The following is a 24819-nucleotide window of genomic DNA, read 5'->3' as shown; positions in this document are numbered from 1 at the left end:
CGTGATCCAGCGCCTGACCAGCCTCTTCGCGCTCTGGACCGTGCTCGGCACCGGCTGGGCCTGGTTCGTACCCGATCATTTCCTCTGGGTGGTGGACGGCCGGTTCCGCCCGTTCGGCCAGCCGCTGGTCAGCGTGTTGCTCGGCGTGATCATGCTCGGCATGGGGCTGACCTTGTCGTTCGACGATTTCAGGCGGATCGCGCGGATCCCCAAATGCGTGGCGGCCGGCGTGGCGCTGCAGTTCACCGTCATGCCGCTGGCGGGAATCGGGATCGCCGCCGGGTTCGCGCTGGAAACCGGGCTGGCGGTCGGCCTGATCCTCGTATCCTGCTGCCCGGGCGGCACGGCGTCCAACGTCGTCGCCTATCTCGCGCGGGCGAACCTGGCGCTGTCGGTCACGATGACCATGGCCTCGACCCTGGTGGCGGTGGTCGCGACGCCGGTGCTGACCGGCTGGCTGGCCGGCAAATATGTCGAGATCGACCAGTGGAACCTGTTCGTGAACATGGTCTCGATCGTGCTCGTGCCGGTCGTCGCCGGGGTCATGCTCAACCGCTATTTCCCGAAGGCGACGGCCCGGATCGCGACGGTGTCGCCGCTCGCCTCGGTGCTCGTCGTCGTGCTCATCGTCGGCGGGATCATCGCCGCGTCGAAGCCGTTGATCGAGACCCATTTCGGGGTGCTGCTGCTCGCGGTGCTGCTGCTCCACGTCTTCGGGTTCGGGCTCGGCTATCTCATGACGCGGATACTCGGTTTCGGGCCGATCGAGCGCCGGACGATCAGCATCGAGGTCGGCATGCAGAATAGCGGACTGGGCTCGAGCCTCGCCTCCACGCAGGGCTTCGCCGCGCAATTCGCAACGCCCATGCAGGCGGCGCTGGCGCCGGTGCCGAGCGCGATATCGGCCGTCTACCATGTCGTGATCGGCAGCTTCCTCGCGGCGATCTGGCGCCGCCAGCCGGTCGAGCCGCAGGCGGTTCCGCCGGTTGCCGCCCGCGATCCCAGCCCCGCATGAGCGGCGACGCGGATCCCGGTGCGAAGAGGCACGCGCCCGCCACGCTGCGCAATCGCGACGCAATCGCCGATGTTCTGCGCCGGATTTTGCCCGAAACCGGCCGGGTGCTCGAAGTCGCCAGCGGATCGGGCGAACATCTCGTCCATTTCGCGGCGCTGTTCCCGGCGCTCGAATGGCAGCCCAGCGATCCCGATCCCGCTTCCCGCGCGTCGATCGCCGCCTGGACGGCCGAGGCAGGTCTTCCCAATATCGCGCCGCCGCTCGATCTCGACGCGGCGGCGAAGGACTGGCCGGTCGCCGCGGCCGACGCGATCCTGTGCATCAACATGATACATATCAGCCCCTGGGCGGCGACCGAGGGGCTGCTGGCCGGGGCGGGGAGGGTGCTCGATCCCGGCGCGCCGCTTTATCTCTACGGGCCTTTTCGCATGGGCGGACGTCCGACGGCGCCGAGCAACGAAGCCTTCGATCGCTCGCTGAAGAGCCGGAATCCGGCCTGGGGTGTCCGCGATATCGCCGATGTCGAGAAAAGCGCGGAACGCGCGGGCCTCGGCCTGGAGGAGATCGTCGATATGCCGGCGAACAATGTGTCGGCTATTCTGCGGCGCCGACAAGCACGATAATCGCGGCATTAATCATCCCGATTACCGTTTCTTTTACCCTCTTCTGCTACGCCCATACTTACCTGAAATCGCTGTTTGCCGACCACAATTAGGATTGGACATGAGTTGCGACACTCAGGGGGGGACAACTGAGCGGGCGAAGCGCACGGCTTTGCTCACCAAAACCGCGCTGCAGGACGATGGCGGCGCGACAGGAGACGCGCGTGTCCGCAACCTTTCGGAAAAGGGATTGGGCGGCGTCACCGATATCCCGCTATCGCCCGGCCAGACGATGACGATCATGCTCAACGGCATCGGCCAGGTGCAGGGCCGCATCGCCTGGGTCAACGACAAGTCGTTCGGGATGGAATTCGACGAGCCGATCGATCTCGGCAAGCTGGAACTGGCCAAGCGGCAGCCCTTGGAAAAGCCCACCAAGTTCAACGTCGCCCGACGTTTCCGGCCGGTCGAAGACTATAAACGGCCGGGTTTCACGCACCGGCGATAGGGCGCGACCGCGCCGACCGTCCACAACTGCCCGAAAAAGGTGGTGAGCCCTGCTGGTCTCGAACCAGCGGCCCACTGATCAAAAGTCAGGAAAATCACTGTTTCACTGCGTTTCAGATCAGCGCATCTCGTGTCAATAAGGCACTGTTTCTCTTGATATTTTCGCTGATTTCTGTTCTATGCGATCTCATAGGGCAGCAGCGAAGCCCGGCAGATTTGTTGCCCCAGTGTTGCCCCGCGAGAGCCACTGATTATGCGCAAGAACCTGACCGCCCGATCGATTGCCGCCCTCAAGCCCGCCCCATCGGGCCGGCGATCCGATCATATGGACGCCATCGTCCCAGGCTTTGGCGTCCGGGTGACGGACAAGGGCCGCAAGACCTTTATCCTGACCGCCCGCTATCCGGGCAGCGCCAATCCGACCCGGCGCGCGATCGCCGAGGTTGGTGCTGTCGACCTGGCAACGGCGCGCGAGATTGCGCGGAGCTGGCTGGAGCAGATCGCAGCGGGGATCGATCCCAAAGCCGAAGCCGAGCGCAGGCGCCGCGAGGCCCGTCGCTCGCCGCAGACGTTCGAACGCGTGGGACGTCGGTTCCTGGTCCAGCATGTCCATCGCAACGAGCTGCGCTCGGCCGGCGAGATCGAACGGATCTTCGAGCGCTATCTGTTTCCCGAATGGCGCGACCATGAGTTTGTGGAGATCAGGAGAGGCGATGTCGCGCGCCTGCTCGACACGATCGAGGCCCGTGCCCCGGTGATGGCCGACCGGGTGCTGGCTTTGCTCTCCAAGCTATGTGCCTGGTATCAGGCACGTGAGGAAAGCTACATCTCGCCGATCGCGCGCGGGATGCGGCGAACCAGCCCCAAGGACCGGGCCCGCAGGTGCATCCTCGACGATCATGAGATCCGATTGCTCTGGCAAGCCAGCAAAGGGCAGGGGGCTTTCGGAGCGCTTGTCAAGCTGTTGCTGCTCACCGCTCAGCGCCGCGCCAAGGTCAGCGAGATGCGCTGGGGCGATATCGACGATACCGGGCTTTGGACGATCCCGGCAGAGGCCCGCGAGAAAGCCAATGCCGAACAGCTGCAGTTGCCCGGATTGGCGCTCGACGTGATCCGCGGACTGCCGCGCCGTGACGATAGCGAGTTCGTCTGTGCCGGACGGTTCGGCCGTCCGATCAACGGTTTTTCCAAAGCCAAGAGAGTGCTGGACGAAAGGATGGCCGAAGCCAATGACGGCGAACCCATCCCGCATTGGACGCTGCACGATCTGCGGCGCACGGCGAAGTCGCTGATGGGCCGGGCCGGCGTCCGGCCCGATATCAGCGAGCGGGTGCTCGGCCATGCGATCCCGGGGGTCGAGGGCACCTATGACCATTATGACTATGGGCCGGAAAAGGCTGATGCGCTGGAAAGGCTGGCGGGATTGATCGGCGAGATTGTCGAGCACAGGACTGTGGTGCCGATTGGCCAGGCCGTTCGCGCCTGACCGCATTTAGCTGCTTGGCGCTGTATCGGGACAGTACGCCTATCGCAGCTCGGTCTCTATCTCTTTGCAGCGATAGGCGGGCGGATCGGCGATCCAGTGGTTGATCTCGGACTCGCGCCAGCCCGAACAATAGTCGCTGATCCGAACCTGGCGCGGGAAGGTGCCCGCTTTCATCTTGCGATACAGGTCGAGCGACTGAGGCCCGAGCGGTGGAGCACGGTTCGGATGCGGAGGATTTTGTCGGTGTCGGTCATGTTTGCATTCCGTCATGGGATGGGCAGATGCCGCATAGCTTCCTATGCGCTGCGCCGCGCGGCAAGAGGGATTGGCGGTGGTTCGGCGTAAAGGCGGTAAATATCGGCGAACGGTGGGCGTTTGCGGCGAACAGCGACGTCATTGTGAAAGGAAGTGTCCGATCAATAGGAGTATCTGACGGCTTGCCTTTCGGTCGCGATTAGCGATGGCACTGAACAAGCGTCAACTATCCGATCGAGGCAAAACCCTTCAAGCGCAGCGCAACAACTCATGACAGAACTGGCGAAATTTAGTGCGTCGTTCCGTAACGTCCGCTCCGCATACACGAGCGACAAGGTCGAATAGCGAAAAAAGCGTACCGCCATTTTCGCCAATGCTTCAGGTCGGCCCGATCTCGATTTTCTATCCTGTCGATTTCTCTGGGCTTGTTGAGCACATATCAAATCGGTTTTGCGCGCTCATGCGTAAATGTGAGGAGACCTGTCGATCGCGCCTTTCTCTATGAGCCAAGTGGATCGAGGCGCTGTGGCGCTCGCTGTTCGTCCGCCGGCGGGTCGGAGCGTCGCGTCGAGCGCTGCTCATCCTGAGGCGGTGGATCGCGCCGGGTTGAACGCTGTTCGTCCACTGGCGGATCGGCGCGGCGTGTGGAGCGTTGCTCATCCTCCGGTGGAGTGGAGCGTCGCGTCGAGCGTTGCTCGATTTCTCCAGATTCCAACTGGCGCGTTGTGACTTCGGGAACGCCCGAATTTTCAGTTCGAGACTGTAGACTGGTCGCCCCGGTTGCGGTTTCTTGTCCTGTCGCTTCGGCATTCATCAGAAATACCGTGGCCAGTAACGCGGCGCTAATCATGGAGATCCCTCTGCATCCTATATTTCGGATTTTCAATTCTCCGACAAACAGGGTAGAAGATCAAACAGAATATCTTAAGGGGGCATTCCAACATGCGCATGATGTTCCAAACCCGTCTTTCGAAAAGATGTGCCGCGGTTGCTATTTTGTCGTTTGTCGCGATGTCTTCTCCGTCGCAGGCAACCTGGTGCCGGGGACCGGTCACACAAGTTCTAATAAACCAAAATCCTGTCGGCGGGCAGGCGAACGACCTTCGCCTCGAATGGGGTTGGGGCGTAACGACTGTCTGCAATATGGAGCAAAACTTCACATACGATAACGTGACTTTCACTTCCGAGGCCTGCCGGCGAATATATTCGCAAGCCATGACGGCAATTGGCTCCGGGAACGATCTCAGTGTCAACTTCCCAGGCAGTGGCGACTGTGCCGTCATGCTGGCCAGTAGCCCGCCCACTGTCGCGCCGAACTGGTTTGCAGTAAGAACGCCGCCCTAAGAATTAAAAGGGGAAGGATGGAGACAGGGGGCTGTTCCTTAGGTCATTCCGGGATGACCACCATTTTTCCGACCGTTACCGGGATCAACCAAAACCAGTCTGAAGATGTCGCGCCGCCCGTAGCGGATTGGCTCGTGCGGTTACCTGCATCGTCATAGTTATAGTCGATTTCACTGTCCGTGCCGGCATCAGTCGTCGCGTCGACCTCAACCAGCCGCCCCAAAGCGTCATAGGTGTAGGTCGTATTTTCCTGAGCGGATAGCGGAGCGGAGGCCAGCAAAAGCATAGCGGAGGCTCCCGCGAACTGGATAACTTGTTTCATGTCGATCCTCCCTGCTCTTTCGTAATCAACTCCGCCAGACGACTTGGGAAAGAGCTCGGCGCGCAATCAAGTTAATCATCGCATAGCATTTGTGAGCGCGAAAATTAAGCGGACTTTCATTTGCCGCTTTTTTTGTATCAGCCGCTGCAAAACAGACAATATTGTGATATCGCAGCAATATATCGCAAGAACAGGGAGGAGCAGGTCCGTTATCGGCGAATGTGTCTGATCCGCTGTATCACCCGATTTCGAACTGGTTCCGGAACATATGCGTTGACAGGGGGCGCCATGATTTCTCGGGGCACAGGCGGCAGGCGCCGCGCAGCGAAATTTCTCCTCGGTACGATATTGGGGTGCGGCCTCGCGGCGCCGGCATTGGCGCAAGCACCGGCCAATCCACCGGATCCTTACAGTACGATCGATGCCAATGGCGTGAATCTCGCCAATGGTGAGTTCAATTTCGCTTTCGGCCAGGTCGCGACCGGTGGCGTGGCGGGAGAAGCGCTCGGATACGCCATGCAATGGTACGGTTCGGAGCGGCGAGACACGACACTGGGCTGGATACAGCAGACGGGTTCGACCTTTACGGTTAGTTTTGGCCGACAGGCCGAGACCTTCACCGAAAGCGGCGGCAGTTACACGTCCGACCAAGAATCGGGTTCCGCGCTGACATATAATAGCCTGACCCAACGCTATGTCTATGTACGGTCGGACGGCACGTCATTCATTTTCGATGCCAACCTCGACAGCAATTATCCCGAGGCCGGCGTCGTTGCACGCGTGATTTCGGCATACGAGCCATCCGGCATCGAAACGACTTTTCATAATCTCGATCAGACGTTTACGATAACGATCATCACCCCCCAGACCTATCGTCTCAATCGGGTGCAATCGATAACCAATAATCTCGGCTATCAGCTTCATGTGGATTATGCTTCGGACACAGTGACAAACCTGCTCGAATTGCAAGAATTCAATCGTGTGACCGGTGCCATCGCGATCAACAATGCCGTGGATTATTGCAATCCGACCGCCAATGATTGCGGCGGGTTGACGCAAGACTGGCCCGAGATGACGTTCAATTATTCGGGCTCCGATATTTCAGCGACCGACAATCTGGGCCGGACCACGACAGTAACTCTCGATGCCCAAGAGCGTATAGATACAATCACGCGACCCGAGATCGGCGACGCGCCTATCGATATCGACTATGATTCCAATGGTCGGGTTTCTCGGTACGACAATGGCGCAGGCGTATGGACCTACGCGTACAACTTAGCGAACAACATCCTGACGACGACGGTCAATCCGCCGGCGGGCGGTAATGTAGCCGTAGTTTTCGGCGCGAGCGGCACGTCGGACAGGCCGAGTTCCGTAACCAATGGCGCGGGAGACGAAACGACTTACGCATATGACAGCGCGGGCCGGCTCATTCGGATCACCGCGCCCGAAGGAAATTATGTCAATTACACCTATGACGGTAACGGCAATATCACGTCTACTGCCCGTGTACCCAAGCCTGGTTCCGGCGGATCGACTATCTTTACGTCGGCGACTTATCCCTGCACCAGCCTCGCAACCTGCAACCGGCCGTCCACGACAACGGACGCCAATGGCAATGTCACAAACTATGTGTGGGACCAGATTCACGGAGGGCTTGAGGTTGTCACCCTGCCCGATCCGGACGGCGCCGGCCTCGCTCCGCGACCGGCGACAGTGTATAATCATGAGCAGCAATATGCACGGTATCGGACCTCCGCATCGAGCACTATCTTCCCGGCAGCCACGCCCGTGTGGCGGCTGACCCAGGCATTGTCGTGCGCCACAGGCGAATATCTGACCTGCAACGACACCGCCGACCAACTCGAAATCCTGTTCGACTATGGCGCGGGTGGCGCGCCGGCGACGAATCTCCTGCCCGAGGAAATCACCGTGCGCGCCGGCAACGGCTCGCTCGAACGCGATACGCGCTACACCTATGATCCGTTCGGCAATGTGCTGACCGAGGCCGAGGAATATGCGACCGGCAGCTTCCGCACGACCACCTATCGCTACAATGCCGGGATCCAGCTCGAAGGCATGATCGCGCCCGATCCCGACGGCGCGGCCGCGCAGCGCAGCCTCGCCCAGCGCTTTGTCTATGACGATAACGGCAATGTCACGCGCGCCGATTACGGCACGGTAACCGGAACGAGCCAGAGCGCCTGGAACGCCTTTTCCGTCGCCCAGTCGGTCGTCTCCGGCTATGACGATATTGGCCGACTCAGCTGGCGCGAAGTGCGCGCCAACGATACAGGCAGCGCGACCCGCTTCTCCCATGTCGATTACAGCTATCATCCGGACGGCCTGCCGACCTGCATTGCAGTCCGCATGAACCCGGCCGAATTTGCGACACCCCCCGCCAGCGCCTGCACGCCGGATACCGCAGGCAGTTTCGGGCCGGACCGGATCACGGGATATTTTTACGATAATGCTCGCCGCGTGATCCGTGTCGCCAACGGTCAATCGACCGCGGAAGTCGCCAACGCCTTTGTCCGCACCTTCACCGATAACGGCCGGGTCGAAACGCTCGCCGACGGCGAGGGCAATCTCACCACCTATATCTATGACGGCTTCGACCGGCTGCGCGACATGCGCTACCCCAACGCGTCCGGTACCGGCAGCTCGGCGACCGATTATGAGCGCTTCACCTATGACGATAACGGCAATGTCACGGCGCGGCGGCTGCGCGACGGCACGACGATCAATTTCACCTATGACGATCTCGACCGCCGCACGCTGATGAACCTGCCGGGCTCCGATCCGGACGTCAGCTATACCTATGACAATTTCTCGCGCATGCTGACCGCGTCGCAATCGGGCCACAACCTCACCTTCACCTATGACATATTCGGCCGCCAGCTGACCGAGGCGGGCCCGCTCGGCACGGTCAGCTCGCAATACCGGCTGGACGGCGCGCGGACGCGGATCACCCATCCCGATACCAGCTATTTCTCCTATGACTACTGGATCACCGGCACGCTGCGGCTGATCTTCGCCAATGCGACGAGCGGGATCGGATCGCGGCTCGGTTTGGTCACCTATGACACGCTGAACCGCCCGACCCAGTGGACGGCGGGCAGCGGGGTGAACGCGGCCGACCAGAACTTCGCCTATGATGCCGCGCAGCGGCTGGACACGCTGGGGATCGACCTGCCCGCGCCGGCCTATCCGGGCGATGTGGAGGCGGACTTCACCTTCAACCCGGCGAACCAGATCGCGACGCGCGGCCGCGATACGAGCCGCTATCAATGGGACGCCCTCTCTCCGGGCACGACGGGCTACACGGCGAACGGCCTGAACCGCTACACGAACATCACCCCGCCCGCCGGGAGCGCGATCACGCCGACCTATGACGGTCGCGGCAATCTGACCGGGGACGGGACGCACACCTTCAGCTATGACAGCCTCAACCGGCTGACCGCGGTATCGGATGGCGGGGTTACGATCGCCAGCTACGGTTACGACCCGCTGGGCCGGCTGTACCGCGTGGATGCCGCCGACAGCGCGCAAGACCGCCGCTATCTGTGGGACGGGGACCGGATCGTGACGCGCTTTGCCGGGATCGGGGGTTCGACGATCGCGGAGCGCTATGTGTTCACGCCCGGCAGCCTGGGCGCGCCGGTGACGATCTACGAGGGCTCAGGCATGGCGACGGGGGACCGGCGCTATGTGCTGACCGACGAGCGGGGCAGCGTGATCGCGCTGACCGACGGCGGCACGGGCGCGCAGCTTGCCGCCAACAGCTACGGCCCGTTCGGCGCACCGGGAACGGGCAATGCCGGCGCGTTCCAGTACGCCGGCCAACTCTGGCTGCCCGAGGCGGGGCTGACCTATATGCGCAACCGGGTATACAGCGCCGAGCTCGGCCGGTTCCTGCAGACCGATCCCATCGGGTATCAGGGCGGCATGAACCTCTACGCCTATGTGCTCAACGATCCGGTGAATTTTATCGATCCGCTGGGGCTGCGGGAAACGTCCGATCCGGTCACTATCGTAGTAATCGGCGGAAGGGTGCAAGCTTGTGCGGGCACTTCCTTTTGCTATTCAGGAAGCGATCTTGAGATTATAGGCGGTGGAGCGGGATTAGGCGCCGGACTGGAAGGAGCGATTGGCGAGGTTGGTTTTTCGCCTGAGAGTTCAGAGGAGGAAACGGAAGAATACACATTGGAAGACTGTTTAGAAGGCGTAGTGACCTATTCGGCGGCAACATTTACGGGCGTAGGTGGTGGAGGACCGCTCGCAGGCATTGGAACATTCGAAACCACTGGCGGAGCGCGAGGAATATATCGTACTATTGGCGGTGGCCTAGGATACGATCTTGGATTAAGTGGAGAGGGGGGTGTGGCTCGTAGTCTTGAGAGCTTTACTGGAGCAAGTTTCGCAGTATCAATTGCAGCTTTTCCAATCAGTGTGACCGTAAACGTTGATCCGCAGACTGGGCGATTGAATTCAGCGTCAGGGGGACTGACCGTTGGTTCAGGAGGAAGCGGTCAAATCACAGAAACGGAGATACTTTTCGCCTATTGCCCGATAGAAGCGCAATAAAATCATGACCATCATCAGTAATTTTCACCTAATTTTGGGTTACAAGAAAGACCATTCTTCGTTTTCTTCTCTGAATCAAGTCAAGCGCTCATTCGATAAATTCAATATGCGGTTTTATAAACCTATATCTAGGCATGCTAATGAAGATAACTGCATAGTTTTTGAAAGACGTGGATGGCGATCATTTTGGCAAAATTATCATCCATTTTCTTACATAAGAAGAATAAAATTTTTTTTGGATGATAAAGGGCGCGTTCTCTATGTAGCGCGATTTTCTTTTAGATCTTATATTTCGTATCCATGTATGATTTTCATAATATGGGCTATTATGAACTTAGCGTTTAATGGTGTATTTATAATAGAGGCTATTGTGTCTTTCTTGTTGTCTACGTTGTTGTTTTTTTTGATATGTAACATTGCTCTCAGAAATTTCTTCTCAATTTTGAAAAATGCAGACAGCCTAAATGCAGACAGCCTAAATGTTTAGCTGTTGGTCGATATCTGTTCTTGCAATTTGGGACATGGATGACCCGCCCCGATGCAAGGACTAAGGCGGACGCGGCGGACAGCGCGCAGGACCGCCGCTATCTGTGGGACGGGGACCGGATCGTGACGCGCTTTGCCGGGATCGGGGGTTCGACGATCGCGGAGCGCTATGTGTTCACGCCCGGGAGCCTGGGCGCGCCGGTGACGATCTACGAGGGCTCAGGCATGGCGACGGCGGACCGGCGCTATGTGCTAGTGGACGAGCGGGGCAGCGTGATCGCGCTGACCGACGGCGGCACGGGCGCGCAGCTGGCCGCGAACAGCTACGGCCCGTTCGGCGAGCCGGGAACCGGCAATACGGGCGCGTTCCAATACACGGGCCAGCTCTGGCTGCCCGAGGCGGGGCTCACCTATATGCGCAACCGGGTATACAGCGCCGAGCTCGGACGGTTCCTGCAGACCGATCCGATCGGGTATCAGGGCGGCATGAACCTCTACGCCTATGTGTACAACGATCCGGTGAATGCGACCGATCCGTTGGGGTTAGAAATTGTTGTCACTGGCCAACCAAGGGGGATCGAACTGTCGCAGCCGTCATTGGCCGTGTTGTTTGGAATCGAAGATTTCAATCGCGTGTTTCAGGAAGCGATTGAGAATATTCCGGAGCTCAATGTCATTGTGGTGACGGCGAACTGTAGCCGGTCGGGTTCGGGAGGAAAGCCTCGGTGTAATCCAGGCACGGGTACCAGCCTCAGGGACTTGAGGCCAACGGGGCCGATAATAAGGCTCCCGGTCCCTCCGGAGATACCCTATACGGTTTTGCCGGAACCTAAGCCGTGTATTGCGCCAACTGATGGGCCAGTTCAAACATTCGAAGAAACTGCCACCGCAGCTCGATATTTTGGTGCGACCGCCTCACGCATCAGATTCCGAATTCCTTCAACAGGAGCTAGGGGTACAGCTTTTCGGATTGGCGGCGCGGCAGGCGGTGGCGGTAGTGCAAGTGCAAATATCGGCGCCGTGGACACTTTCGCAGATTTTGTCGGGCTGGGTTTTGACGTATCCATTCCCGGAGGTACAGCCAATTTTAATCTTGATGGATTGTCCGGTGGTTCAGGTACTGTACTTGGGATAGGAGCCGGTGCATTCCTCACTGCGGGAAACACATTTGTGACCGAGAGCAATCAGCCAATCTGTCCGGCTCAGCAAAATTGACAGTTGGGTAGAGAAAAAATGAGAAAACTCGTTTTCACGTTTCCAATCTGGTTCGTCATTTTGACATCTTGCACAAATTTGGCCGGCAATGGGAAGGTTGATTACATCGGTTGCTATGCAGTCGAACGATCTACCATCGAATTAACAAGCAACAACGAAATATTGGTCGACGGGCAATTTGTAGCGCATTTTTCCGCTGAAGAATTGCCCGGCGATGTGACAATACAGTCCGTCCCGAGGGTTGAGTTTTTGATTCGCGATGATCGTGTGGTAGTACAGCCAGAACCAAACCAGGTGCTATTAGGAGCCTTCAATTCCCTGCCAAATGGAACAATCGGTCAGTTTTTCAGCACCGGCGATGATGCGGGTGTGTTTGTGGCAATGAAGGTTTCTGACGACCGGTGTAGTTAACTCCGCACAAGGCAATCTGACCGGGGACGGGACGCACACCTTCAGCTATGACAGCCTGAACCGGCTGACCGCGGTATCGGAAGGCGGGGCGGCGGTCGCCACGTACGGCTACGATCCGCTGGGCCGGCTGTGGCGGGTGGATGCGGCGGACGGCGCGCAAGACCGCCGCTATCTGTGGGACGGGGACCGGATCGTCGCGCGCTTCTCGGGCCTGTCGGGCTCGACGATCGCCGAGCGCTATGTGTTCACGCCGGGCAGCCTGGGCGCGCCGGTGACGATCTACGAGGGCGGAGGCATGGCGACGGCGGACCGGCGCTATGTGCTAGTGGACGAGCGGGGCAGCGTGATCGCGCTGACCGACGGCGGCACGGGCGCACAGCTCGCGGCCAACAGCTACGGCCCGTTCGGCGCACCGGGAACGGGCAATGCGGGCGCGTTCCAATACACCGGCCAGCTCTGGCTGCCCGAGGCCGGGCTGACGTACATGCGCAACCGGGTGTACAGCGCCGAGCTCGGCCGGTTCCTGCAGACCGATCCGATTGGGTACCAGGGCGGCATGAACCTCTATGGATATACAGGGAATGATCCGGTGAATGCGATCGATCCGTTAGGACTTCAACAACGGCGGTTAAGGAGGCGAACCGGCCGTGAAGTTTTGGCGCGTTGGGGACGAATAGCCGGACGTTCGTTCGAAATTACCGATCCCCACGTTATTGGTTGGGAGGACGATTCGCTGCGAATTTTTGGCGATTTTGGTATCTTTCGGCGCAATTGCGTTTCGTTGGGCGATGATAGTGGTACATGTGGGTTTGGTTGGGTTCCCAGTGGAAGCGGCGTGTTAGATTTTTCGTTTGGATTTGGGCCTTGGGATGACGGTCTATTTGTCCTCCAAGAAAACCCGTTTGAGGATGGTGATTTCCCCCAAGGATACCCAGAGCCGAACGCTTCTAACATTTCAAGGACACTTATTTGCAATACTGCCATCGGTTTTGAAGCCGGTGGCGGTTTTGTAGCGCTTTTCGGCAGCACGCTTAGCACTGGTTTGTCTGCAGACGCCTCGGGTAGGGTGAGGAGCAACACGACCAGGGCCTTCACCTTTGGCGGCGGTGGTTCGGCGCTTTATGGCGCTCTCACCTTTGGCCCGGTCGAACGGTCGACACCCAATAATGGAAGGCAAATTTCAGTCGGACTCGCAGGGGCAGTTTTGGGAATAACGTTGCCTGATGATGGTGGACCGCCGACACTAGCTATTGGCGTCGGATTGCCGGGCGTTGGCGTCTCAGACGTCCAAACAAACTCTTATGAAATTTCCGGTCCCACCAATTCAAATTGCGGCTAAATCAAATGAAAAAAAGTACATTCAATAGATCAGCCATTTTTTTATTCATTACTTTTTATTTATCTAGCTGTAACTTCTCTTCTATTCCAGCAAATGAGGGAATTGTCGAATGCGATGTTGCTGCTCATAGAAATGAAATAGTTCAATATGCGTTTGAAATAGCAGAAAGCAATGGATTCGAATTCTATAACACAGATGATCGCCAAGCATCTCACGGATTTATAGTAACAATTAAAAATTCTTCGGGTGATATCGCGATTAGCTATCTTGGCGCATCAAAAATTTTGATTGATATGCAGCGCCCGCTCTTTGTAGATGTCACGGAAACTGAAGTTGAAGATTTAGTTAGAGTCAAGGATCAGCTGCTGATTAACATTCGCCGCATATGCGGATAAAGATAGAGTATTATATGCCTCAGTAATATTATTTATATATACTACCTCTAGATTCTAGTAACTTTCTCCGAAACTTGGGCCTTTATACGGGCACCAACCCACCCGCTGGCAAGTATGATGATGCCGACCTATGACACGCGCGGCAATCTGATCGGCGATGGGACGCGCACCTACAGCTATGACAGCCTGAACCGGCTGGCTTCGGTATCGGAGGGCGGCGTATTGGTCGCCAGCTATAGCTACGATCCACTGGGCCGGCTGTACCGGGTGGATGCCGCCGACAGCGCGCAGGACCGCCGCTATCTGTGGGACGGGGACCGGATCGTTGCGCGCTTCTCGGGCCTTTCTGGCTCGACGATCGCCGAGCGCTATGTGTTCACGCCCGGCAGCCTGGGCGCGCCGGTGACGATCTACGAGGGCTCAGGCATGGCGACGGCGGACCGGCGCTATGTGCTGACCGACGAGCGGGGCAGCGTGATCGCGCTCGTCGACGGCGGCACGGGCGCGCAGCTGGCCGCGAACAGCTACGGCCCGTTCGGCGAGCCGGGAACCGGCAATGCGGGCGCGTTCCAGTATGCGGGCCAGCTCTGGCTGCCCGAGGTGGGGCTGACCTATATGCGCAACCGGGTGTACAGCGCCGAACTCGGCCGGTTCATGCAGACCGATCCGATCGGATATCAGGGCGGCATGAACCTCTACGCCTATGTACTCAACGATCCGGTGAATGCGACCGATCCGTGGGGGCTTTGCCCAGCGGGGATCTGCGTTGTTGCACCAACCTATGGCGCTGGATTGACAAATGCAGGCATAATACCGGCGCCGGTACGCCGGGCGCCGATCGGGAAGTCGAATCATTCTTGGTCGGTATCGAACCTATTGATTTGCCTGAAATTGAAAACGAAGAGGAAGAGGAAATACCACCTTGCTTAAGTGGTAGAGTGTTTTACGGTGGAGTGACTGGGACCCTAATAATTGGAGCAGGCCTAGGCTTCGTGGACAAAGCTTGACCTGAGACTCGTCCTTCGATTCAAGGCTGCCTTTTGGAGGCGGCATTGGGCGAGCGGATCGGGGTGTTGGATGAAGAATGGGCGTTGATAGGGCCGTTGCTGCCTCCGGAGCGGGGACGCAGCTGCCGACCTGCGCAGGATAACCGCCGTTACTTCGAGGGCATGATGTGGATCGCCCGGACGGGCGCGCAATGGCGACATCTCCCCGATGAGTATGGCAAGTGGAACAGCGTTTTCCGGCGCTATCGAAGATGGGTCACGACCGGTGTGTTCGATGCCATGCTCGAGACGCTGGCCGAACTGGCTGGCCGCGATAGCGCCGCCGACATGATCGATAGCACGGTAGTCCGGGCACATCATTGTGCCGTCGGCATAAAAAGGGGACTCAGCAAACCGAGGCGCTTGGCCGATCGCGAGGCGGCTTCACCACCAAGCTCCACGCGCGGTGCGATGCGAGAGGCCTCCCACTCGGCTTCGTGCTGACACCGGGCCAGGCGCATGACGTACAAGGCTTTGCGCCGCTGTTCCGGATAATCGGCGATCGGATCGAAGCCTTTCTCGCCGACCGCGGCTATGATGCCGACGCCATCCGCGGTGAGATTGCCGCTGCAGGCGTCGAGGCAGTGATCCCCGCCAAGGCCAACCGGCGCAATCCCGCGCAGCACGATCGCGCAAAATACAAGTGGCGCAACCTGATCGAGCGCCTGTTCAACAAACTCAAGAACTGGCGTCGCATCGCGACCCGCTACGACAAAACCAAGGAATCCTACCTCGGCTTCGTCGCGCTCGTCTCAATTAAACTATGGATACCCTTTGTCCACGAAGCCTAGTTCTCGGAACAGGCCAATTTGAAACTACCGGCGGTGCCAGAGGCGTCTATGGTGTGATTGGTGCCGCAGACCAATTCAGAGGAGCTGGAGGGGGTTTCGATGTTGGCGTCTCTGCGGAGCTAGGAACATCTACAAACATAGAAACATTTACCGGCAGGGCTGCCACATACTCTGCATCACTTCTCTTTGTATCGCTGACGGTAAGTTTTGCAAATGGGGACGCATTTCCTGATTCAATTTCCATAGGGCCAGGTCTTGGCGGGCTTGCATCAGCGCAAGCTACACAAACTTATATTCTTACGCTCCAATGCCCAGGGGACTTATCAGAATGAGCATTAATAATATTTCTGATAACCTGTTTGGTTGGAGGTCAGGAACAGTTCAAATCGAAGGTAGCATAGAGGCACCGCGAGATTTTGCAGAAGATTTTTTGGATGCTTTTCATGTTACAACTCAACGAAATATATTCAGCACAAAAGTAGATTTCGAAAGAATGAAATGGCCGTGGCTATTTAGAAACTATCATCCTTTTACGTATATATCGAATGGCAGATTGTCTATTAAAAATGATTCGATAGAATACAATTTTTCACTTAGTTCAAGCTATTACTTTACAATATTTGCTATATTCGCATTTATAATATTGGCCCAATTATCAATAGAGCAAAAATTTGAATTTTCACAAATATCTATTTCTTTTTTGATATCCTATCTAATAATGGCTTTGTCTTCTTATATTGTAGCCCGTTCTTTTCTGCAGAGAGTTTTAAAAAAGGGATTGCAATGATGGTGCGCTAGTCTCCTCAGCCTAGCTGTTTTTCGCAACCGCATCGGCCAAAAGCGCAATCACGCCGACCTATGACGGCCGCGGCAACCTGACCGGGGACGGGACGCAGGCCTATGCCTATGACAGCCTGAACCGGCTGACTTCGGTATAGGAGGGCGGGGTCACGATCGCCAGCTAAGGCTAGGACGCGCTAAACCGGGTGGTGAGCAGCGTACGGGTGGGTTGGTGACGCCATATGGCTACAGCTTCGGGCCATGACAACAGCCCTGCCACCTCCGGCGCTTGTCAACCAGTGCCAAACAGATAGTGCGGCACGAGCGGCTCGGTGGTTTCCAGTCGCTATTCTTGCGATCAGGCCGGTGGCTCGCGGTCCTCACCGCGCCGGGGTGGGGCGCGTTCGATCCGGTCGCCCGGTTCAACCCCAACGGAGTGCGCCGTGGATCGTTCGACCGTATCGCCGGCCGGGAACGACGTCCGCCGTGTCGATCGCTCCGTTCGATCGCCGGACGGTTCTGCGAAACCCCGGGTCGAGCGTTCGATCGTATCGCCTGGCATCACACCCGAACGCTGGGTCGAGCGCTCGACAGCCGTCGGCAGGCCATCGGGCGTGGTGGAAGCGGACTGCTGCGTGGCCAGCGCCGTTTCCGGTCTTTCCGATGACTGCCCATATTGGGCCGGGGTGTCCGCAGCGGCAACCGGCGAGATCGAAGCAGCCAACGCAATAAAAAGGGTAATTGTCACGGTCAACCTCTTTCCAGAACGTGGATATGATGCCATAAGACTACGATGCCAGGCAATAGCGCGGACACGAATACTTATCGCAACGCTCACCCGCCAAGTTGAGGAGGGAGGAAGCAATGCAGGTACAATGGGCACTTTGCGGACGAGTAGGGGCCCTGATCGTGATGACCGGCTTCCCGGCAAGCGCGCAGGAAACCACTACCTATACCTATGATGCGCTGGGCCGGCTGATCGAAACGGACGTGTCGAGCAGCACGCGTAGCAGTGCGGAGATCGAAATCCAGTATGACGATGTGGGAAACCGGGTCCGCTACGAATCCGTCGCCGCGCCGGGGCTCAGCCAGGAATTGCGGGTCATCCCGGTAACGGGCGGGAAGGTCGTGGTGGTCATTTTCTAATTTGCGGCGACGGCCGCCAACCGTACGAGAAAGGCAGTCTGACATGGATACAAACACGCCTCGAAAGTCAGTGCGGCATTTCTGCGCACGAGCCGTAGCGGCTCTGCTGGGTAGTATGTTTCTGTTCTCGGCGGTGGCCCAAGCCGGCGTATATTGTCGTGGCCCTGTGAACTTCGTGAGACAGGATCTGCCCGATACCTTGATAATGAGCTGGGGATTTGGGAACATTAAGTTATGTTCGCTCAATACCAGCATGAGCTATGGTGGTAGAACCTATGCGCCGGAATTTTGTCGAGACGTTTATGCCATGGGGTTGACGGCATTGGGATCGGGAAATGATTTCATGATCTATTTTCCGGGCAGCGTGTCCAGCTGCAGCAGCGTCTTGGCGGACAATGCGTTCCCTTCTCAGGGTTGGACTAGAGTCTATGTATTGCCTGCCCCGTAAGCCAACTTAGAAGAATGTCGGGCATGTCATCTCTGATGAAACCAACTTGTCCCCGGCAAAACACGGCCGCACTCGCCGTGGAGTGGAATGTCATGATCAAGATAATAAGCCAAACAAATGCATGGCGCTTCCATTTCGCGATCATAGCGATCTCCTCCTTTCAGCCGAAAGGGATTTTTCCCTCCGGCGTTCCCTAGGGCACCGGCAATAAATACATGTTCGTCCAACGGGAAAGCGGCTGTTGAGTGTCAACAAGTACTTGGGTGCAGTTCGAATATGCGCCAGGGAAATAGAATTGAACATCGTCGCCTGTGCCAGCTGCGGTCAGCATAGTCGCGTGTAGGCGCTGACAATCTATCGGCGTATACGTGGCCCCGCCGTATGTCATGTTGCCATTCAGCGAGCACAAAATGATGCGGCCGAATCCCCAATTAACTCTGAGATCACCGGTAGGTTGAGTATAAGTGATATCGCTTATTGGACCTCGACAATGGATTCCAGCTTGCGTTGCCGTCGGTATCATAAGCGATATCACGCTGACGGGTGCCGCCATACGTGCGAACCAACTGGCTGATTTAGTTTTTTGCATGGGGCGTCCTCCTGGAAGATGGCACGTAAGATACGGGCTCCATCCAGCTCCAAGCAACCCTGGGGAGTTAATTGAGCGCTTGCCGCTGGCCGATCGATGACGAAACGCTTTTAGGTGAGATTGAACGCACGACGAGCATCGCGAACAGTGTTGCATAGTCATCCAATAGGCGATCAGCCCGCGGAAACCGTGATCGCTTTGCCGCCGTAACGAATTGTGATACATCGCAAAAGGCGAAGGGAGGTCGCGCGATGGTCCAAAAAAACGGATCGATCTTTCCCTGTGCCCGGGCGTTTCAGCTGGCTCTTTTGCAGCGATGCAGGTGGCCCTTTCCGCGTTTCCGGATTAGGGATGTTCGCTTTTTGTTCCAAAATAGGAAATCGACCGGTATACCGAGTCGCAAGCCGGGATTCAGTTGCTGGCCAACGTCGGTATTCGGTGGATTTGGAAAGGACATATATGCGCTATTCTGCCTTGATCGCCGCCCTGGTCTTTATTCTGATGCCCGGCAAAGCACTGGCCGATTGTTCGGGCGTGTTTTGTAACGATGTGCTGGTCCAGAGAATTGTTGTCAGCGCGACCGCCACGTCTGTCAGAACGTCGGGCGATGAGACTCAGCTGGATTGCGATCCCGGAACCGGGCTCTACTTGACGATGGATAATACCGATCCCGAATATAATGACTCCTACGCACTGGTGCTTACGGCCTTTGTTTCCGGAACGCCGATGACCTTCCGAATGGAAAGCGGGACCGGACCATGCACCGTCTCCTATGTTCTGCAAGATCGATAGATGGCGAGTCCGAACTGCCGCGTCTTTTAGAAAATTGAGAAGAGAACCATGCGCTATTTTGCCTCAATCGCCGCCCTGTTTTGCTTTTTTATGCCGGCTAGCGCGTTGGCAAATTGTACGGGGACATATTGCAACGATATTCTGCTCACGCGCATTTATGTGAACGGTCCGATCACATATCTGCAAACCAATGCGGATCAATCGCTGCTCGACTGCGATACCGACCCTGGCAACTATTTGCGGGTGAGGCGATCGGATTCCGAATATGACGATTGGTACGCACTTTTGTTGACCGCCTTCGCGCAGGGGGCGCCGATATCGCTCAGAACGGAACCGGGAACCGGTACGTGTTACATCCAATATGTGATGCAGAACAGATGACGAGATCAAACGCCCAGTGATCGGAGGTATTAAATGCTCAGACAATTGATCGCGATCATGGTGACGATTGCATGCAGCGGCCTTCTGCTTCTGAAACCGGCGCATGGTCAGCAGACCTGCCCCGAACCCAGCGGCGCGGGCAGCGTCGAGATTTACTGCTACGACGCGCTCGGCCGTCTGATCGAGCAACGGCGCAGCGACAGCGCGAGCGCAACGATCGCCTATGACGATGCCGGCAACCGCATCAGCCGCACTGAAACCGCCGGGACGGCGGGCCTGGTCGTCGTGATTATCGGCGGCCGACCGTTTCCGATCGTGATTCCATGAATAACCACTGGCCAACGCGCGCGCCTTTTGACGATCTAGAATCGAGGTCTGCATGACAAGAAAACATATGATCCCATCGGATTGCGCCGCTAATCGGAGGGCTGTTGCCGCTGTTTACAGGGTGCGGCAGCGCATCAGAAAAACAGGATTGGCTTGCCTTGCGGTACTGATCGCTTCGGGCGTTTCGGCGCCTGCCAGCGCCCAGGACGTCATGACCGTTGATCCTGATGCCGAACGGCCGATCGTCGACAGCATCGATGGAAATGATGTCGATCCCGGCAACGGCGATCTTCGGACGAATGCTCCCTCATTGTCGGCGGATGAAGCTGACTCACCCGAGAGCCAGTCTGCCGTGCAGGCATCTGCGACCGACATCCGCACCGTCGGGCCGACCATTGAATTGCCTCTGTTCGACAATATCGACGAGAATGGCGTCGATCTGATCAACGGTTATTTTCGCATCCAGGGGCCTTCGATGTCCGCTGGCACGGACGAGCACGCGCTCAGTTTCTCGATGGAGTGGGTCGGCCAAAGCTGGATCACCCCGATCCCGTCGATCACCAAGGACGACGGGAATTTCATTGTACGCTATGGCGGTATCTCGGAGGAGTTCAAGGGTTTCGGCGGCAATTTTGCGCCGGTCGCCCCCGTTAGAGGCGGTCGTTTAACATGCAATACCTGGTCCGGGAGGAACTGGATAGAGCGATGTGTCTATTTTAATCGGAACGGCGACAGGATAGATTTCACTGGACCAAGCCCCTTCACAACGACGCCCCAAGATCCGGGCTATCGGGTTGCGCATTACGGCAATGTTGCTGCGAACGGCGCGACCGTAATAGCACAGTGGGATCTAGCCACAGAGTTTGAAAATCGCGCAGTCAATGCATGGCCTCAAACAATAGGGTATTCCAACAATTCGGATTTCTCCTCTCCAGCAGGAAACGCCACCTACAGGATTTCGCAAACGGGCCCCGGAGGAACGAGCACAACGGTTGGAAGTCCAAACATTATCTTGAATCTCCGAGGCCGCTCGACCGCACCCGGAAGCTGGTCTACCATCCAATCGCTGTCGATAGAGACACCCAATAACACTACTAGCGATCTTGACGATCATTTCCTGTTCCCCCGCAATACGACGCAGGTGATCGCCGATCCCGAAGGGCGCATCTGGCGGTACACAATCAATAACGACCGCGAGATGACGCGGGTCGTTCGGCCCGATGGCACCCAGATCAATATCACCAGCTATACGGCTCAGCATCGGGTGCGCACTCTCACCAATCCGGCCGGCACCTGGCAGTATCGCTATAGCGACAACAGCACCTACCGGACGATAACGCGCACCAACCCGCTGGGCGGCGTGATGGTCGTCAGGGCACACAAGGACAAGGGCTATGTCGTCGAGGTGCGCGACGAACTCGGCCGCACGACCTTCTACGATCACGATACTACCAGCCATTATCTGACGCGCATTCGCTACCCCGAAGGCAACAGTCTCGAATTCGACTATGACAGCCGCGGCAATATCATCGCGCGCCGCGCATTGTCCGGCCCCAGGCCGGGAGCAACAATTACCGAAACCGCCAGCTACGGCGCGAACTGCAGCGGGGGCGGCCAAGGCCTGTACGCCCGCAACTGCAACCAGCCCCAGCAATTTATCGATGGGACCGGTTCGGCCACATATGATTATGAATATCGCTACGAGGACTCCGCGACGTCCCAACCCACCCGCATCACGCGTCCCCCGGTCCCACACCCGTCCGTCAGTCAGGAAAAACGCTGGCGCACGGACAACAGCTTCACCACGGTCGCAGGACACAGGGTGCTTTCGACGAGCGCGACTTGCCGGCGTGAATCGACATGCAGCGCTACCGGCAATCTCTCCATATTCACCGATATCGGCTATGCGACGAACACCGACCTTATCCTTCCCGAAACCGTCACGACGCGCGCCGGAAACGGCAGCCTCAGTGCAACCGTTACCAACGGCTACGATCTGCAAGGCAATCTGATCGCGGTCGACGGGCCGCTACCCGGCACCGCCGACACCACGCGCTACGCCTATAACGACAACCGCGAACTCATCGCCACGGTCGGGGCCGATCCCGATGGAAGCGGGCCGCTCAAGCCGCCCGCCGCCCGCATCGTGTATGACAGCATGGGCCGCGTGATCCTCGAAGATACGGGGACGGTGAACACGCCCACCGATACGGGCCTTTCGACCTTTGTCAGCCTGAACAGGACAGCCACGCGATATGACACGATGGGCCGCCCGGTGCTCGTCGCATCGGCGGCGAGCGGCGGAACCTATTCCGTCGTCCAGACCAGCTATGATGTGCTGAGCCGGCCGATATGCAGCGCGGTACGGATGAATGCGGCCATCTTCCCGTCCGTTTCGAGCAACGGCGCGATAACCGGCGGCTCGCTGCCCGCCTCCGCTTGCGCGCTCGGCACCCCGGGTACTCAGGGCCCCGACCGGATCGCCCGCACCAATTACGACGCCGTCGGTCAGGTCACCTCGATACAGCGCGCCTATCTGACGAGCGATCAGATCACCTATGCGGCCTATACCTATGATCTGAACGGCAATCGCCTGTCGGTCACCGATGCCAACGGCAACCGCAGCCAGTTCACCTATGACGGGCATGACCGACTCACTCGCTGGACCTTCCCGTCGAGCACCACGCCGGGCGCCGTCAACGTCTCGGATTATGAGAACTACACTTATGACGCGAACGGCAACCGCACGGCGCAGCGCCGGCGCGACGGCCAGACGATCGCCTACAGCTACGATGCCATGAACCGGATGACGCTGAAGAATATCCCGGGCGGGACCTCGGCCGACGTCCATTATGGATATGAATTGCAGGGCCAGATGCTCGAGGCCCGCTTCGGCTCGGTGAGCGGCTTGGGCGTTGTGAACACCTATGATCAGCTCGGCCGGATGACGTCGAGCGCCAATTCGACCGGCGGCACGACGCGCACCCTGACCTACGCCTATGACCTTGCCGGCAACCGGACACGGATCACCCATCCCGGCGGGCAGCAATTCCATTACAGCTATGATCCGCTCTACCGGCTCGACCGGATCCGCGAAAGCAGCACGAGCGGAACGATCATCGCCGATCTCAGCTATAACGATCTGGGGCAGCGCATAGGCGACAGCAGCGGCGCCGGGCCCGATACCAGCTACGCCTATAACAGCGCCAACCGCCTCTCGAGCCTAGTTCAGAACCTGAACGGCGCCGGGAACGACCTGACTCTGGGTTTCGCATACAACCCGGCCGGGCAGGTGACGACGCGGACGCGTTCGAACAGTCTGTACCGCTACACCGGCTATCAGAACGGCACGACGGCCTATGCGGCGAACGGCCTCAACCAGTATACGAGCGTCGCCGGCCAAGCCTTCACCCATGACGCGAATGGCAACCTGACCTCGGACGGGTCGACGACATACAGCTACGATGTCGAGAACCGGCTGATCACGGCGGGCGGGGTGAGCCTGAGCTACGATCCGCTGGGCCGGCTGTACCGGATCTCGGGCGGCGCGGAGGGCGACCGGCGGTTCCTGCATGACGGCGATGCGCTGGTGGCTGAATATAACGCGTCGGGCACGATGCTGGCGCGCTATATCCATGGCGCGGGGGTGGACGAGCCCTTGGCCTGGTACAACGGCGCCACCGTCTCCAGCGGTACGCGCCGGTTCCTCGGCGCCGACCACCAGGGCTCGATCGTCGCGACGAGCGATCATGATGGCGACCTGATCCGGCCCAACCGCTATGACGCCTGGGGCGTGAGCGATCCGGGCAATATCGGCCGGTTCGGCTATACCGGCCAGGCCTGGCTCGGCGATATCGGGCTCTATTACTACCGCGCCCGGATATACGCGCCCGCGCTCGGCCGGTTCCTGCAGACCGACCCGATCGGCTATGAGGATAATCTCAATCTGTATGCGTACGTTGGGAATGATCCAATGAACTCGGCAGATCCAAGCGGTTTGTGCGAGACATGTCGACAGGAAGAGATAGCGTTTGACCGTTCTCTGGCAGGGTTGACCACGGCGGAAATGGAAGGCGCTGTATTTGATCGCGCTATTAGTCGTTTGACCGCTATGGGCGTGGGGGCGTCGCTCATCGTAGCTCCCGAGTTTTTAGTTGGTAGAGTTTTCAGGTTCGGCCGAGCGATTGTGACGGGATCGAGAACGTCAGCCGCATCGCGCACGACTGCCATTAGAGCCACCCGGCGTCCTCCAAATCCTCATGGATCTCGCGGGGCTCCCGATCATCAAGCTGATGTATCAGGACCGGGATTTAGACAAGCGCAAAGGCAGGCGGGACCGGGTGAACGTGTTCTTACAGAACGTCGCGTTCAAGGTCATCCGAGCGTCAATCGACGACCGGACAATCAGGTGATTGATAGAAACGGTCGTACAAGACTCGTCGTGGAGTCGGAACGGAGACCAAACAGCACTTATCATCGGCGGCGGGTTGAAGAGTATGAGGCGTGCGGTATCGAGTGTCAGACGCGTCCTCTGCCGCCGCTCCGGAGATAACAA

Annotated in this window: 19 protein-coding genes and 1 pseudogene; 17 read left to right on the top strand and 3 right to left on the bottom strand. The window is 58.2% G+C overall.

The genetic code is table 11. From position 1 onward, the window contains the following. Position 1: 1 nt before the first annotated feature. From HFP57_RS05275 to HFP57_RS05260, 4 genes are all read left to right on the top strand, one after another. Positions 2 to 1015 (top strand): bile acid:sodium symporter family protein, encoded by a 1014-nt coding sequence (locus HFP57_RS05275; RefSeq protein WP_176868801.1) that lies wholly within the window; start codon positions 2 to 4, stop codon positions 1013 to 1015. Beyond that, positions 1012 to 1638: a DUF938 domain-containing protein gene (locus HFP57_RS05270; RefSeq protein ID WP_176868800.1), complete on the top strand. Its 627-nt coding sequence runs from the start codon at positions 1012 to 1014 to the stop codon at positions 1636 to 1638. Before HFP57_RS05275 ends, HFP57_RS05270 begins: the two co-directional genes overlap by 4 nt. Then, positions 1535 to 2125: a PilZ domain-containing protein gene (locus tag HFP57_RS18205; protein ID WP_343045260.1), complete on the top strand. Its 591-nt coding sequence runs from the start codon at positions 1535 to 1537 to the stop codon at positions 2123 to 2125. Before HFP57_RS05270 ends, HFP57_RS18205 begins: the two co-directional genes overlap by 104 nt. A gap of 252 nt (positions 2126 to 2377) precedes the next feature. Then, positions 2378 to 3610: a tyrosine-type recombinase/integrase gene (locus HFP57_RS05260; RefSeq protein WP_176868798.1), complete on the top strand. Its 1233-nt coding sequence runs from the start codon at positions 2378 to 2380 to the stop codon at positions 3608 to 3610. Positions 3611 to 3649: 39 nt separating this feature from the next. On the opposite strand, the gene HFP57_RS18200 is transcribed toward HFP57_RS05260, so the two are convergent. Both HFP57_RS18200 and HFP57_RS05250 read right to left on the bottom strand, forming a co-directional pair. Further along, a complete protein-coding gene (locus HFP57_RS18200) occupies positions 3650 to 3784 on the bottom strand; it encodes a helix-turn-helix transcriptional regulator (protein ID WP_343045259.1) in 135 nt (44 codons plus the stop codon). Positions 3785 to 5252: 1468 nt separating this feature from the next. Then, positions 5253 to 5531: an RHS repeat domain-containing protein gene (locus HFP57_RS05250; protein WP_176868797.1), complete on the bottom strand. Its 279-nt coding sequence runs from the start codon at positions 5529 to 5531 to the stop codon at positions 5253 to 5255. Between the two features lie 375 nt (positions 5532 to 5906). Between HFP57_RS05250 and HFP57_RS05245 the strand changes: the two genes are divergently transcribed. The 8 genes and pseudogenes from HFP57_RS05245 (at position 5907) to HFP57_RS05210 (ending at position 16588) form a co-directional block, all read left to right on the top strand. Beyond that, on the top strand, positions 5907 to 10118 hold the full coding sequence (locus HFP57_RS05245) for an RHS repeat-associated core domain-containing protein (RefSeq protein WP_176868796.1): 4212 nt from the start codon (positions 5907 to 5909) through the stop codon (positions 10116 to 10118). Positions 10119 to 10643: 525 nt separating this feature from the next. Next, positions 10644 to 11819 carry an RHS repeat-associated core domain-containing protein gene (locus tag HFP57_RS05240; protein WP_176868795.1) on the top strand — a complete coding sequence of 392 codons (1176 nt, stop codon included), beginning with the start codon at positions 10644 to 10646 and terminating at the stop codon, positions 11817 to 11819. 18 nt (positions 11820 to 11837) lie between these two features. After that, positions 11838 to 12230, top strand: a complete 393-nt coding sequence (locus HFP57_RS05235; protein ID WP_176868794.1) for a hypothetical protein — start codon at positions 11838 to 11840, stop codon at positions 12228 to 12230. Further along, positions 12211 to 13569: an RHS repeat-associated core domain-containing protein gene (locus HFP57_RS05230; protein ID WP_343045266.1), complete on the top strand. Its 1359-nt coding sequence runs from the start codon at positions 12211 to 12213 to the stop codon at positions 13567 to 13569. Before HFP57_RS05235 ends, HFP57_RS05230 begins: the two co-directional genes overlap by 20 nt. A 5-nt stretch (positions 13570 to 13574) precedes the next feature. Then, positions 13575 to 13964: a hypothetical protein gene (locus tag HFP57_RS05225; protein WP_176868792.1), complete on the top strand. Its 390-nt coding sequence runs from the start codon at positions 13575 to 13577 to the stop codon at positions 13962 to 13964. 117 nt (positions 13965 to 14081) lie between these two features. Then, positions 14082 to 14894, top strand: a complete 813-nt coding sequence (locus HFP57_RS05220; protein ID WP_176868791.1) for an RHS repeat-associated core domain-containing protein — start codon at positions 14082 to 14084, stop codon at positions 14892 to 14894. A 140-nt stretch (positions 14895 to 15034) separates the two neighbouring features. After that, positions 15035 to 15801: pseudogene (locus HFP57_RS18250) on the top strand (IS5 family transposase). A gap of 328 nt (positions 15802 to 16129) precedes the next feature. Continuing rightward, the gene (locus HFP57_RS05210; RefSeq protein WP_176868790.1) at positions 16130 to 16588 is read left to right on the top strand and encodes a hypothetical protein; all 459 of its coding nucleotides are present in this window, start codon (positions 16130 to 16132) and stop codon (positions 16586 to 16588) included. Positions 16589 to 16939: 351 nt separating this feature from the next. Here HFP57_RS05210 and HFP57_RS05205 read toward each other — a convergent pair whose 3' ends face one another. After that, positions 16940 to 17329: a hypothetical protein gene (locus tag HFP57_RS05205; RefSeq protein ID WP_176868789.1), complete on the bottom strand. Its 390-nt coding sequence runs from the start codon at positions 17327 to 17329 to the stop codon at positions 16940 to 16942. A 164-nt stretch (positions 17330 to 17493) separates the two neighbouring features. On the opposite strand from HFP57_RS05205, the gene HFP57_RS05200 reads away from it, so the two are divergent. The 5 genes from HFP57_RS05200 to HFP57_RS05180 all read left to right on the top strand — a co-directional run bounded on the left by HFP57_RS05200 (position 17494) and on the right by HFP57_RS05180 (position 24816). Continuing rightward, positions 17494 to 17727, top strand: coding sequence for a hypothetical protein (locus HFP57_RS05200; protein ID WP_218135074.1), 234 nt, complete (start codon positions 17494 to 17496; stop codon positions 17725 to 17727). Between the two features lie 1496 nt (positions 17728 to 19223). Further along, positions 19224 to 19556, top strand: a complete 333-nt coding sequence (locus HFP57_RS05195; protein ID WP_176868787.1) for a hypothetical protein — start codon at positions 19224 to 19226, stop codon at positions 19554 to 19556. 48 nt (positions 19557 to 19604) lie between these two features. Beyond that, positions 19605 to 19937: a hypothetical protein gene (locus HFP57_RS05190; protein ID WP_176868786.1), complete on the top strand. Its 333-nt coding sequence runs from the start codon at positions 19605 to 19607 to the stop codon at positions 19935 to 19937. Between the two features lie 33 nt (positions 19938 to 19970). Continuing rightward, entirely contained in the window at positions 19971 to 20264 is a 294-nt protein-coding gene (locus HFP57_RS05185) for an RHS repeat domain-containing protein (RefSeq protein WP_176868785.1), read from the top strand. Positions 20265 to 20331: 67 nt separating this feature from the next. Then, positions 20332 to 24816, top strand: a complete 4485-nt coding sequence (locus HFP57_RS05180; RefSeq protein ID WP_218135073.1) for an RHS repeat domain-containing protein — start codon at positions 20332 to 20334, stop codon at positions 24814 to 24816. The last annotated feature ends 3 nt before the right edge of the window (positions 24817 to 24819 follow it).

The organism is Parasphingopyxis algicola, assembly GCF_013378075.1.
Taxonomy (GTDB): Bacteria; Pseudomonadota; Alphaproteobacteria; order Sphingomonadales; family Sphingomonadaceae; genus Parasphingopyxis; species Parasphingopyxis algicola.
Note: the sequence above shows the minus strand (reverse complement) of the source record. Positions and strands in the feature narration are given on the sequence as shown.

Bases quoted from the DNA above. Each gene is read 5' to 3' on its own strand.
- HFP57_RS05270 (WP_176868800.1), top strand. From the start codon at position 1,012: ATGAGCGGCGACGCGGATCCCGGTGCGAAGAGGCACGCGCCCGCCACG.
- HFP57_RS18205 (WP_343045260.1), top strand. From the start codon at position 1,535: ATGTCGAGAAAAGCGCGGAACGCGCGGGCCTCGGCCTGGAGGAGATCG.
- HFP57_RS05260 (WP_176868798.1), top strand. From the start codon at position 2,378: ATGCGCAAGAACCTGACCGCCCGATCGATTGCCGCCCTCAAGCCCGCC.
- HFP57_RS18200 (WP_343045259.1), bottom strand. From the start codon at position 3,784: ATGAAAGCGGGCACCTTCCCGCGCCAGGTTCGGATCAGCGACTATTGT.
- HFP57_RS05250 (WP_176868797.1), bottom strand. From the start codon at position 5,531: ATGAAACAAGTTATCCAGTTCGCGGGAGCCTCCGCTATGCTTTTGCTG.
- HFP57_RS05240 (WP_176868795.1), top strand. From the start codon at position 10,644: ATGACCCGCCCCGATGCAAGGACTAAGGCGGACGCGGCGGACAGCGCG.
- HFP57_RS05235 (WP_176868794.1), top strand. From the start codon at position 11,838: ATGAGAAAACTCGTTTTCACGTTTCCAATCTGGTTCGTCATTTTGACA.
- HFP57_RS05225 (WP_176868792.1), top strand. From the start codon at position 13,575: ATGAAAAAAAGTACATTCAATAGATCAGCCATTTTTTTATTCATTACT.
- HFP57_RS05220 (WP_176868791.1), top strand. From the start codon at position 14,082: ATGATGCCGACCTATGACACGCGCGGCAATCTGATCGGCGATGGGACG.
- HFP57_RS05210 (WP_176868790.1), top strand. From the start codon at position 16,130: ATGAGCATTAATAATATTTCTGATAACCTGTTTGGTTGGAGGTCAGGA.
- HFP57_RS05200 (WP_218135074.1), top strand. From the start codon at position 17,494: ATGACCGGCTTCCCGGCAAGCGCGCAGGAAACCACTACCTATACCTAT.
- HFP57_RS05195 (WP_176868787.1), top strand. From the start codon at position 19,224: ATGCGCTATTCTGCCTTGATCGCCGCCCTGGTCTTTATTCTGATGCCC.
- HFP57_RS05190 (WP_176868786.1), top strand. From the start codon at position 19,605: ATGCGCTATTTTGCCTCAATCGCCGCCCTGTTTTGCTTTTTTATGCCG.
- HFP57_RS05185 (WP_176868785.1), top strand. From the start codon at position 19,971: ATGCTCAGACAATTGATCGCGATCATGGTGACGATTGCATGCAGCGGC.
- HFP57_RS05180 (WP_218135073.1), top strand. From the start codon at position 20,332: ATGATCCCATCGGATTGCGCCGCTAATCGGAGGGCTGTTGCCGCTGTT.